The organism is Pseudomonas sp. R3.Fl (assembly GCF_023516765.1).
GTDB lineage: Bacteria > Pseudomonadota > Gammaproteobacteria > Pseudomonadales > Pseudomonadaceae > Pseudomonas > Pseudomonas citronellolis.
In genome coordinates this window covers 1,656,734-1,667,716 of sequence record NZ_JAMGSO010000001.1, presented here as the reverse complement: position 1 = coordinate 1,667,716, position 10,983 = coordinate 1,656,734, and the positions used below count along the sequence as shown (strand labels likewise).

Below are 10,983 nucleotides of genomic sequence, written 5' to 3'. Positions count from 1 at the left end.
ACTCTGACAAGTGCAAGTTCTACAAGTGCTGTAGGACGCGTCCGGAATCCTCCTGGGCGGCCGTTCAGTCGCGCCGGCCGAGGCGGGCGAGGGCGTCGCCGGTCAGGCGGTAGGCGGTCCACTCGTCCAGGGGCACGGCGCCCAGGCTGCGGTAGAAGCCGATGGCCGGTTCGTTCCAGTCCAGCACCGACCACTCCAGGCGCCCGCACTTGCGTTCCACCGCCAGGCGCGCCAGTTCGGTCAGCAGCGCCTTGCCCAGGCCCACGCCACGGGCGCTGGGGCGCACGTAGAGGTCTTCGAGGTAGATGCCGGGCTGGCTCAGCCAGGTGGAGTAGTTGTGGAAGAACAGCGCGAAGCCGGCGCCGACGCCGTCCACCTCGCCGATCAGCACCTCGGCGTAGGGGCGCGGGCCGAACAGGTGCTCGTGCATGCGCCCGGCGTCGGCCTTGTTCTCGTGGGACAGGCGTTCGTACTCGGCCAACTCGGCGATCAGTTCGAGGATCAGCGGGACGTCGTCGGGGCGGGCGGGGCGCAGCTGGATGCGGGACATGCTCATCTCCTGGTGAAGCGGACCGCCGAGCATGCCGTGCCGGCCCGGTGCTGGCAACCTCGGCGGTGCGGGATGCGCAGCTGCTGCAGCCGCCCACGCCAGGGGGCTGCGCCTCTTGCATCGGCCCCCGCGCTGGTTATGCTGGGCGCCCTTCGCCCGTGGAAGTGGCGCCATGCCTTCACGTTCATCGCTGATCCTGCTCTGCCTCGTCGCGCTCTGGCTGGCCGCCTGCTATGGCGTGCGCTTCGGCCTGCTGGAAAACGGCAGCTGGGTGGACGTGTGCGCCGACGATGCGGCGCTGTGGGCGTGCCAGGCGCGCTCCGGACTGGGCCTGCTGATCCATTTCGGGGTGTTCGGCCAGGCGGCGTTGGCGGCGTCCGTGCCGGCCTTTCTGCTGCCAGGGCGCATCGGCTGGTGGCTGGCGGCCCTGGCGCTGTTCGTCGGCCTGCTGGCGCTGGTGTTCTACAGCGTGAGCATGGCGGTGTTCGCCGTGGTGCTGGCCGGGCTGCGCCTGGTGCGCCAGCCGCGCCCGGCGCGGGCCTGAGTCAGGCGGCCGGCGCCGAGGCTGCGGCCGCCACGCACCTTTCCTGGCGCAGGCCGCGCCACAGGGCGCCGGCGAGCAGCAGGGCGATCCCCGCCCAGATCAGCGCCTGGCGGTTGCCCAGCCCTTCCAGCACGAGTTGCGGGACTATGCCCGCGGCGATCAGCAGCGCCAGCAGGCCGGCCTCGCGGCGTGGCGCGGTCGCCGGCCGGCAGAGGTAGACCAGCGCCGGGAACAGCAGCGCCGCGTTGGGGAAGTTGCGGTAGCGCGCGTCGAACACCAGGGCCAGCATCCACACCGCGCCGGCGAAGCCGCTGGCCAGCAGCCACCAGCCGCCGCGGGTCTCCAGCCAGGCCAGCAGGCGCGCGCGCCAACCGGCCCCGGCGCCCAGCGCCAGGGAGAGGTGTGCCAGCACCAACAGGTTGAGCAGCACCAGGTACGCCGCCCACAGCCATTCGTCGAGGAAGGTGCAGATCACCTGGGCCTGGGCGCCCCACAGGCCGACGCAGGCAGCGCCGAGGGCGGCAGCCAGTGGCTGCAGCAGGGCGTCTCGGGCGCGGGCCGGGCGACCGCCGAGCAGCAGCGCGGCGCCCCACAGGGCTAGCGACAGTGCCAGCCAGCGCGGCCAGTCCGGCTGGTTGGAAACCGGCCCGGCGAGCACGTTCTTGTCCTGCCGGTCGGCGTCGAACAGGCCCCAGTAGCCACCCACGGCGCCCTCGATACGGCGCTTCCACGGCTGGTCGAAGGCCTCGATCAGGTTGTAGCGCCAGCCGTGCTCCTCGGCCAGGCGCACGAAGTCGCGGATGTAGCGCGCCTCGTTGACGCGGCTGGGCAGGGCGGTCTGGCGCTGGCGGCCCTCGCTGGGCCAGCCGGTCTCGCCGATCAGGATGGCCTTGCCGGGGAAGGCCTGGTCGAAGCGCCGGCGGATGTCCGCGACGTGCTCCAGGGCGCCGTCGATGCCGCTGGGCTGGTTGTCCCAGTAGGGCAGCAGGTGCAGGGTGATGAAGTCGACGCCGCCGGCCAGCTGCGGGTGCTTGAGCCAGTATTCCCAGACCTCGGCATAGGACACCGGCTGGCGCACCTGGCTTTTCACCCGCGCCAGCAGGCCGTCGAGGTACTTGCTGGTGACTTCCTGGCGCAGCAGCGTCTCGTTGCCGACGATCACCGCCTGGACGACGTCGGGGTAGGCGTTGGCCGCCGCTATCAGCTTCTGCACCTCGCGTTCGCTGTCGGCGGGGATGGCGTTGATCCAGGCGCCGAGGATCAGCTTCAGGCCATGCTTGCGCGCCAGCTCGGGAATGCCCTCCAGGCCGCTCATGGAATAGGTGCGCACGCAGGTGAAGCGCGTCGCCAGCAGTGCCAGGTCGGCGTCCATCTGCGCCGGGCGCAGGGTGAAGGGCTGGTCGAAGGGCGACTGGTCCTTGCCGAAGGGGCTGTAGGAGGCGCACTGCAGTTTGTGCGTGGGGCCGGCCGCGTCGGGCAGGACGATGGCGCGGCCCTGCAGGTACCAGGTGGCGCAAAGGGCCAGGGTGGCCAGGAGCAGACCGAGACAGTAGGCTGAAAAAGGATGGCGCTGGAATCTGGGCATGGGCGCGGTGCTTGCGAGCAGGTCGCGCATCTTAGCAATGCCCCGCCTCCGGCGTCTGTGCAGACGAGCGCGGGATGGCTCTCTGGCATCAGTGGGGGACACGAGCATGTCGTAAATGCTCCGTGGTTGTCGCAATTGGACAGTCGTTGTCGCGTACCGGCAGGTTGCGCGTCGTTCTCGGAGCAGCCCGCCAGCCCCTCGCGCCGATGATGGAGGGGCGGCCAAGACCGTCCCGGAGCGCTCGTTCCGGTGAACCTAGAACAAGGGGAGACTCTTATGCGAATGATGCGACGACTGATGGGCCTGGGTGCGGGGCTCGTGCTGTCGGCGGCAGCGGGCCTGGCCGGTGCGGCGGCCAAGCCGGAGATCACCATCGGCTACGTGGATGGCTGGTCGGACAGCGTGGCGACCACCCACGTGGCCGCCGAGGTGATCCGCGAGAAGCTCGGCTACCCGGTCAAGCTGATGCCGGTGGCGGCCGGGATCATGTGGCAGGGCGTGGCCCGCGGCAAGCTCGACGCCATGCTCTCGGCGTGGCTGCCGGTGACCCACGGCGCCTACTACGAGAAGATGAAGAGCCAGGTGGTCGACCTGGGCGTCAACTACCCGGGGGCGAAGATCGGCCTGATCGTGCCGGAATACGTCAAGGCCAACAGCATCGAAGACCTCAAGGCGATGAAGGACGACTTCGGCAGCCGCATCGTCGGCATCGACGCCGGCGCCGGGGTGATGCTCAAGACCGACCAGGCGATCAAGGACTACGGCCTGGACTACAAGCTGGTAGCCAGTTCCGGCAGCGGCATGATCGCCGAGCTGACCCGCGCCGAGAACGACAAGAAGGCGGTGGCGGTGACCGGCTGGATTCCGCACTGGATGTTCGCCAAGTGGAAGCTGAAGTTCCTCGATGATCCGAAGAAGGTCTACGGCGAGGAAGAGCACGTCGACAGCGTGGCCAACCCGGCGCTGGAGAAGAAGGCCCCGGAAGTCTGGGCGCTGCTGAAGAAACTGCAGTGGAAGGACGGCGCGGAGATCGGCCAGGTGATGCTCGCCATCCAGGACGGCGCCAAGCCTGAGGAGGCTGCCAAGCAGTGGGTGGCCAGCAACCCGGATCGGGTGAAGGAGTGGACGCAGTAGGGCTTTGCCTGGCCTGGCGGTAGGTTGCTGCTGGGGCTGGTAGAGGTTGTGAGGAGAGCCGCTTCTCTTTTTGGGGGAGCGGCTTTTTTGTTTGGGGAGTGGGGGGCGGTGGTTGTGGTGTTGGGGTCAAGAGCGCCCTCTCCCCAACCCTCTCCCGCAAGCGGGAGAGGGGGCTGTTCGGAGTGGGTGGGGAGTTTGGAGTCATCCTGGAACGCCTAACCCTACCCCGTCATTCCCGCGAACGCGGGAACCCAGTGACGGCCAGGTTCGCGAGCAAGCTCGCTCCTACGAAAAGCAAAAGCACGTCCGCTCTGGCTTTTGCTTTTGGGATTTCCAGAGAAACCTCCGCGCACTCCGAAACGCCCCTTCAGAAGGCCGAGCGAAACCGGCGCTCAGGAGGTCATGCGACATGGATGTCGCGAGAGCCCCGCGGGCTACAGGGACGTACCCTCGGGGCGGGCCTCCGTGGCGGGGGAATTCGTGAGGGTAGCCCGGCTTTATCGGGCCCGTATGTCGGGGCAAGCCTTTTTGGTTCCTTTTGTGGCGTTTGACAAAAGGGACTCGCCCGAGGGGGCGAAACGAGAAATCTCCGCAGACTCGGAGCGGCGCGCTACACCGAGCCCCAACTCAAAAAAGTCTCTGGGTTCCCGCATTCGCGGGAATGACGGTGGTGGGAGGATGGCGCCTGACCGACGCATCGCTCAGGACAGCCCCCTCTCCCTTCAGGGAGAGGGTTGGGGAGAGGGCGCTCTCAACCCCAACACCGCAGCCACCGACAAACCCCATTCGCGAGCAAGCTCGCTCCTACAGACATCCCCACCAAGACTCCGCCACTCCCACGCCGAAGGCTCTAGAAAGCCCCTCCCAGCCCGCTACGACTAAAGTCGTCTGGAGGCCTTGCACCAGAGTCCTAAAGTGGGGATCGACGACATCCGCGTCATCCCCCGCTGTGAGGACAAGAACAAAATGAACGACAGCATCTACCAGCGGATTGATACCAATCCGCGCTTCAAGGAACTGGTGGCCAAACGCGAGCGATTCGCCTGGCTGCTCTCACTGATCATGCTGGGCCTGTACGTGGCCTTCATCCTGCTGATCGCATTCGAACCGCAAGTGCTGGGCACCAAGGTGAGCCCCGATTCCTCGGTGACCTGGGGCATTCCCATCGGCGTCGGGCTGATTCTGTCCGCCTTCGTCCTCACCGGCATCTACGTGCGCCGCGCCAATGGCGAGTTCGACCGCCTGAACCAGGAAGTCCTCAAGGAGGTCCAGCAATGATCGCCCGCCTGTTCGCGGCCCTCGGCCTGGCCGCCTTCGCCCCCGCCCTCTGGGCCGACGCCCTGACCGGCGACGTGCAGCGCCAGCCGATCAACGTCTCGGCGATCATCATGTTCGTCGCCTTCGTCGGCCTCACCCTGTGCATCACCTACTGGGCCTCCAAGCGCAGCAAGTCGGCCGCCGACTTCTACACCGCAGGCGGCAGCATCACCGGCTTCCAGAACGGCCTGGCGATCGCCGGCGACTACATGTCCGCCGCGTCCTTCCTGGGGATTTCCGCGCTGGTGTTCACCTCCGGCTACGACGGCCTGATCTACTCCATCGGCTTCCTCGTGGGCTGGCCGATCATCCTCTTCCTGATCGCCGAGCGCCTGCGCAACCTCGGCAAGTACACCTTCGCCGACGTGGCCTCCTACCGCCTCAAGCAGAAGAACATCCGCACCCTGTCCGCCTGCGGCTCGCTGGTGGTGGTGGCCTTCTACCTGATCGCGCAGATGGTCGGCGCCGGCAAGCTGATCGAACTGCTGTTCGGCTTGAACTACCACGTCGCCGTGGTCATGGTCGGCATCCTGATGGTGCTCTACGTGCTGTTCGGCGGCATGCTGGCCACCACCTGGGTACAGATCATCAAGGCCGTGCTGCTGCTGTGCGGCGCCTCCTTCATGGCGATCATGGTGCTCAAGCACGTCAACTTCGACATCAGCGCGCTGTTCTCCGAAGCCATCAAGGTGCACCCCAAAGGCGAGGCCATCATGAGCCCCGGCGGCCTGGTGAAGGACCCGATCTCGGCCTTCTCCCTGGGCTTCGCGCTGATGTTCGGCACCGCCGGCCTGCCGCACATCCTGATGCGCTTCTTCACCGTCAGTGACGCCAAGGAAGCCCGCAAGTCGGTGTTCTTCGCCACCGGCTTCATCGGCTACTTCTACATCCTGACCTTCATCATCGGCTTCGGCGCCATCGTGCTGGTGAGCACCAACCCGGCCTTCAAGGACGCCGCCGGCGCCCTGATCGGCGGCAACAACATGGCCGCCGTGCACCTGGCCGACGCCGTGGGCGGCAGCCTGTTCCTCGGCTTCATCTCCGCGGTGGCCTTCGCCACCATCCTCGCGGTGGTCGCCGGCCTGACCCTGGCCGGTGCCTCGGCGGTGTCCCACGACCTGTACGCCAGCGTGCTCAAGGGCGGCAAGGCCAACGAGAAGGACGAGCTGCGCGTGTCGAAGATCACCACCGTCGCCCTGGGCGTGGTCGCGATCATCCTCGGCATCCTGTTCGAGAAGCAGAACATCGCCTTCATGGTCGGCCTGGCCTTCTCCATCGCCGCCAGCTGCAACTTCCCGGTGCTGCTGCTCTCGATGTACTGGAAGAAGCTGACCACCCGCGGCGCCATGATCGGCGGCTGGCTGGGCCTGATCACCGCGGTGGTGCTGATGATCCTCGGCCCGACCATCTGGGTGCAGATCCTCGGCCACGAGAAAGCCATCTACCCGTTCGAATACCCGGCGCTGTTCTCCATGGCCGTGGCCTTCATCGGCATCTGGTTCTTCTCCATCACCGACAAGTCGGCGGCGGCGGACGAGGAGCGCGCACGCTTCTTCCCGCAGTTCATTCGCTCGCAGACCGGCCTGGGCGCCAGTGGCGCAGTAGCCCACTGATGCCTCGCGGCTGACTTGACGAAGCCGGAGGCTCGCCTCCGGCTTCGCCTTTTACGCACTGCCACAAGGGGCTCGCGATGCCCGAGAGCTTCAACTTCTCCGCGCCGCCGTTCGATCAGCTGCGCGTGAGCGAGCGCCAGGCCTTCGCCGAGGCCCTGAGCGTCGCCTACTACACCAGTGGCGAGACCGTACTCGAAGCCGGCGCCGCGGTGCCCTGCCTGTTCATCGTGCTCAAGGGCGTGGTCGAGGAGCGCGGCGAAGATGACCGGCTGTTCGCCCAGTACGCCGGCGACGACCTGTTCGACATCCGCGGGCTGTTCTCCGGCAGCAGCAAGCACGACTACCGCGCGGTGGAGGAGAGCATCCTCTACGAACTGCCGGCCAGCACCTTCCACCAGCTGTGCAGCGACAACCCCGGCTTCGCCCGCTTCTTCCAGGCCGACCTCGCGGCCAAGCGCCAATTGGCGCGGCGCGACGGGCAGAACCTGGCCGAATTCATCCTCACCCGCATCGCCCGCGAACACCTGCTGCCGGCCATCGAAGTGGACGCCGGGCTGCCCCTGGGCGACGCCGCGCGCCTGCAACTCAGCCATGGCGCCGATGCCCTGCTGGTGCGCAGCGGCGGCGAACTGGGCATCGTCACCCGCACCGACCTGATGCGCGCGCACTTCCGCGACGGCCGCGCCGAGGACGAGGCCATCGGCCCGCTCGCCCACGGCCCGCTGGCCAGCATCGAGCTGGGCGATTTCCTGTTCGACGCCATGATCCTCATGACGCGCCTGCGCATCGAGCGCGTCGCGGTGCACGAGGACGGCGAAGTGGTCGGCCTGCTGCACCTGACCCAGGTGCTCAGCCTGTTCTCCACCCACTCCCACGTCCTGGCGCTGCGCATCGCCCGCGCCGAGACCGAGGAGGAGCTGCGCGGCGCCGCCGAGACCCTGCACACCCTGATCGCCACCCTGGCCGGCAACGGCATCCGCCTGCGCTTCATCATGCAACTGGTCGGCGCGCTCAACGAGCAATTGCTCGAACGCCTCTTCGAACTCTTGATACCGGCGCCGCTGCGCAGCCGCTGCTGCCTGGTGGTGATGGGCAGCGAAGGCCGCGGCGAGCAACTGCTCAAGACCGACCAGGACAACGCCCTGATCCTCGCCGACGATTTCCCCCAGGAACAGGCCCTGGCGCTGATGCAGCGCTTCAGCGATGCGCTGCTGGCCTGCGGCTATCCGCCGTGCCCCGGCGGCGTCATGGCCAGCCACGCGCAGTGGTGCAAGCCGCTGGCCGCCTGGCAGCGCGAGCTGAACACCACGGCCCTGGAAGGGCGCCCGGAACAGCTGCTGCGCCTGTCGATCCTCATCGACGCCTGGCCGGTGGCCGGCAACCGCCAGCTGTTCGACGGCCTGCGCCAGGGCCTGCTGGGCTTCGCCGCGGACGGCGAGCGCTGGCTGGCGGACATCGCCGTGGCGGCCCTGCAGTTCGACACTCCGCTGACCTTCCTCGGCCAGCTGAAGACCCGCGAGGAACACCTGGACATCAAGCGCGGCGGCATCTTCCCCATCGTCCACGGCTGCCGCGTGCTGGCCCTGCGCGAAGGGCTGGAGGCGCGCGGCAGCCTGGCCCGGCTGGACGCGCTGAAGGCGCACGGCGTGCTCGACGAGGGCCTGGCGGAGAACCTTGCCGAAGCCTTCGAGCTGTTCCTGCAGCTGCGCCTGACCCAGCAACTGGCCGGCGAGCGCGATGGCCGCCAGCAGGGCCTGGACGTCGCCCGCCTGAGTCGCCACGAGCGCGATATGCTGCGCTTCGGACTGCATGCGGTGAAGAAGTTCAAGCAGAGCCTGGAACGGCAGTTCCACCTGGAGAGCCGATGAACGCCCTGGTGAAGATTCCCGACCATCACTGGTCCGGCTGGCGCCGCCGGCTGTACTGGTGCCTGCACGCCCCGGAGGAGGCCGAGGAGATCGTCTCCCTGGACCTGGAGACCACCAGCCTCGACCCGCGCAAGGCGGACATCCTCAGCATAGGCGCGGTGCTCATCCGCCGCGGCAAGCTGGTGCTCGGCGAGCGCCTGGAGCTGCTGGTGGAGCCGCCGGCCAGCCTCGACGGCGAGTCGATCCGCATCCACAAGCTGCGCCGCGCCGACCTCGAAGGCCAGTTGCCGCTGGACGAGGCGCTGCGCCGGACGCTGGCCTTCATCGGTGACCGCCCGCTGCTGGGCTACTACCTGTCGTTCGACGTCGCCGTGCTGCGCCGCCACCTGCGCGAGCGCCTGGGCGAGGCCCTGGGCAACCCGCGCATCGAGGTCTCCGCGCTGTACCAGCGCAAGATGGCGCGGCGCTACCCGGACCTGCACCTGGACCTGCGCTTCGACACCCTGGCGCGTACCCTCGGCATTCCCGTGGAAGGCCGCCACACCGCGCTGGGCGATGCGCGCAGCGTGGCGCTGATGTTCCTGCGCCTGCGCAAGGGCTCGCTGCCCGACCTGCAGCACTGAGCCCGCGGCGCAGAAAAACTGAATCCCGGCGTTGCGACGCCAGTCCCAATAGCAGGTGGGCAGCCCGTGCGCTGCCCGTTCCGCGGACGCGGGCCGGCAATGCTGGCGTGCCGTCCGACTGCCTACGGGAGGCGCTCCATGGGAACCATTCTGCTGGTCATCTTCATCCTTCTGCTCATCGGCGGCCTGCCGGTGTATCCCTATTCGCGCAGCTGGGGCTACGGGCCCTCGGGGATCCTCGGTGTGGTCCTGGTGGTGCTGCTGGTCATGCTCCTGCTGGGCTACGTATAGCGTGAACCCTTCGCGGTCCGCCGCTGGCGCAAGGTGCGCAAAGTGATCCAGGACACAGCCCGCCGTCCTCCCACGCCCTACCATGATGGCCTTTTGCAGGACGGGGGAAAGGGAATGCTCGGAGTCGTACTGGTCGCCCTGGGCAGCCTGTGGCTGCTCGGCCAGTTGCTCAGTGGCCTGGTGGCGCTGCCGGCGGCGGACTGGTTGGCGCGGGAGAGCGATCCGCAACGCTACTGGCAGTTCGTCTATTTCGCCCCGGCCCTGCTGCTGGCGCTGGGCTTCTTCCTGTTGCGCTACCGCGTGCATTCGTTCGCCGGCCTGCGCCGCGAGAAGGTCAATTGCGCGGCCTTCGTGCTGATCTTCGCGGGCGTCGCACTGGTTCTCGGGAAGCTTTCCTGTCTGCTGCTTCCATTGTTCTGAAGGCTGCGCCTTACCTGGCTGTGGCGCCGGTTTGCCGGCGCCATTCAGCAGCCTGATTAAAGCGCAGCGCGGGCGGGGCCTTGGCTACACTGCCGGACAATTCCCCGGACAAGACAAGGCAACCCCCCTATGCAAAACCGCATGATGATCACCGGCGCCGGTTCCGGCCTGGGCCGCGAAATCGCCCTGCGCTGGGCCCGCGAAGGCTGGCGCCTGGCCCTGGCCGACATCAACGACGACGGCCTGGCCGAAACCCTGCGCCTGGTGCGCGAGGCCGGCGGCGACGGCTTCACCCAGCGCTGCGACGTGCGCGACTACAGCCAGCTGACGGCGCTGGCCCAGGCCTGCGACGAGAAGCTCGGCGGCATCGACGTCATCGTCAACAATGCCGGCGTGGCCTCCGGCGGCTTCTTCGAGGAGCTGTCGCTGGAAGACTGGGACTGGCAGATCTCCATCAACCTGATGGGCGTGGTCAAGGGCTGCAAGGCCTTCCTGCCGCTGCTGGAGCGCAGCAAGGGGCGCATCGTCAACATCGCCTCCATGGCCGCGCTGATGCAGGGCCCGGCGATGAGCAACTACAACGTGGCCAAGGCCGGCGTGGTGGCCCTGTCGGAAAGCCTGCTGGCCGAGCTGAGCCTGGTGGACGTGAAGGTCCACGTGGTCTGCCCGTCGTTCTTCCAGACCAACCTGCTGGACTCCTTCCGCGGCCCCAGCCCGGACATGAAGAACCAGGTGGGCAAGCTGCTGGAAGGCTCGCCGATCAGCGCCGCCGACATCGCCGACTACATCCACCAGGAAGTCGAGCGCGGCAGCTTCATGATCCTGCCCCACGAGCAGGGCCGCCTGGCCTGGCAGGTCAAGCAACAGAACCCGCAGGCGATCTACGACGAGATGACGCGCATGGCGCAGAAGATGAAGGCCAAGCAGCGCAGCCTGGCCTGAGTTTTCGCACCGCTTCGGTGCAAGCGAAAACAGCGCTTGCCCAGGGCGGTGCAAAAGCGTAGTTTTGCTTCACCGGCCTGCCTGCCGATGTAAGTT

The 10,983-nt window shown here is 67.6% G+C and carries 11 protein-coding genes; 9 read left to right on the top strand and 2 right to left on the bottom strand.

Annotated elements, in window-relative coordinates; all coding sequences use genetic code 11:
• Positions 1–64: 64 nt before the first annotated feature.
• The gene (locus M8R19_RS06970) at positions 65–550 is read right to left on the bottom strand and encodes a GNAT family N-acetyltransferase (protein ID WP_249917407.1); all 486 of its coding nucleotides are present in this window, start codon (positions 548–550) and stop codon (positions 65–67) included.
• A gap of 172 nt (positions 551–722) precedes the next feature.
• On the opposite strand from M8R19_RS06970, the gene M8R19_RS06965 reads away from it, so the two are divergent.
• Complete coding sequence (locus M8R19_RS06965; protein WP_074981602.1) at positions 723–1,094, top strand: hypothetical protein; 372 nt, start codon at positions 723–725, stop codon at positions 1,092–1,094.
• A gap of 1 nt (position 1,095) precedes the next feature.
• Here the strand turns inward: M8R19_RS06965 and M8R19_RS06960 are convergent, their stop codons facing one another.
• Positions 1,096–2,679, bottom strand: a complete 1,584-nt coding sequence (locus M8R19_RS06960) for a glycoside hydrolase family 17 protein (RefSeq protein WP_249917406.1) — start codon at positions 2,677–2,679, stop codon at positions 1,096–1,098.
• A gap of 276 nt (positions 2,680–2,955) precedes the next feature.
• On the opposite strand from M8R19_RS06960, the gene M8R19_RS06955 reads away from it, so the two are divergent.
• The 8 genes from M8R19_RS06955 to M8R19_RS06920 all read left to right on the top strand — a co-directional run bounded on the left by M8R19_RS06955 (position 2,956) and on the right by M8R19_RS06920 (position 10,887).
• Positions 2,956–3,813 carry a glycine betaine ABC transporter substrate-binding protein gene (locus M8R19_RS06955; protein ID WP_074981604.1) on the top strand — a complete coding sequence of 286 codons (858 nt, stop codon included), beginning with the start codon at positions 2,956–2,958 and terminating at the stop codon, positions 3,811–3,813.
• Positions 3,814–4,779: 966 nt separating this feature from the next.
• Positions 4,780–5,091: a DUF485 domain-containing protein gene (locus tag M8R19_RS06950; protein ID WP_074986456.1), complete on the top strand. Its 312-nt coding sequence runs from the start codon at positions 4,780–4,782 to the stop codon at positions 5,089–5,091.
• Positions 5,088–6,743 (top strand): cation acetate symporter, encoded by a 1,656-nt coding sequence (locus tag M8R19_RS06945; RefSeq protein ID WP_249917405.1) that lies wholly within the window; start codon positions 5,088–5,090, stop codon positions 6,741–6,743. The genes M8R19_RS06950 and M8R19_RS06945 overlap by 4 nt, the downstream gene beginning before the upstream one ends.
• Before the next feature lie 77 nt (positions 6,744–6,820).
• Entirely contained in the window at positions 6,821–8,611 is a 1,791-nt protein-coding gene (locus tag M8R19_RS06940; RefSeq protein ID WP_249917404.1) for a DUF294 nucleotidyltransferase-like domain-containing protein, read from the top strand.
• The gene (locus M8R19_RS06935; protein ID WP_009620486.1) at positions 8,608–9,234 is read left to right on the top strand and encodes a 3'-5' exonuclease; all 627 of its coding nucleotides are present in this window, start codon (positions 8,608–8,610) and stop codon (positions 9,232–9,234) included. The genes M8R19_RS06940 and M8R19_RS06935 overlap by 4 nt, the downstream gene beginning before the upstream one ends.
• A gap of 138 nt (positions 9,235–9,372) precedes the next feature.
• The gene (locus tag M8R19_RS06930; protein ID WP_249917403.1) at positions 9,373–9,525 is read left to right on the top strand and encodes a DUF3309 family protein; all 153 of its coding nucleotides are present in this window, start codon (positions 9,373–9,375) and stop codon (positions 9,523–9,525) included.
• A 114-nt stretch (positions 9,526–9,639) separates the two neighbouring features.
• Positions 9,640–9,945 carry a hypothetical protein gene (locus M8R19_RS06925; protein ID WP_009620483.1) on the top strand — a complete coding sequence of 102 codons (306 nt, stop codon included), beginning with the start codon at positions 9,640–9,642 and terminating at the stop codon, positions 9,943–9,945.
• A 129-nt stretch (positions 9,946–10,074) separates the two neighbouring features.
• Positions 10,075–10,887, top strand: coding sequence for an SDR family oxidoreductase (locus M8R19_RS06920; RefSeq protein ID WP_074986438.1), 813 nt, complete (start codon positions 10,075–10,077; stop codon positions 10,885–10,887).
• Positions 10,888–10,983: the final 96 nt, after the last annotated feature.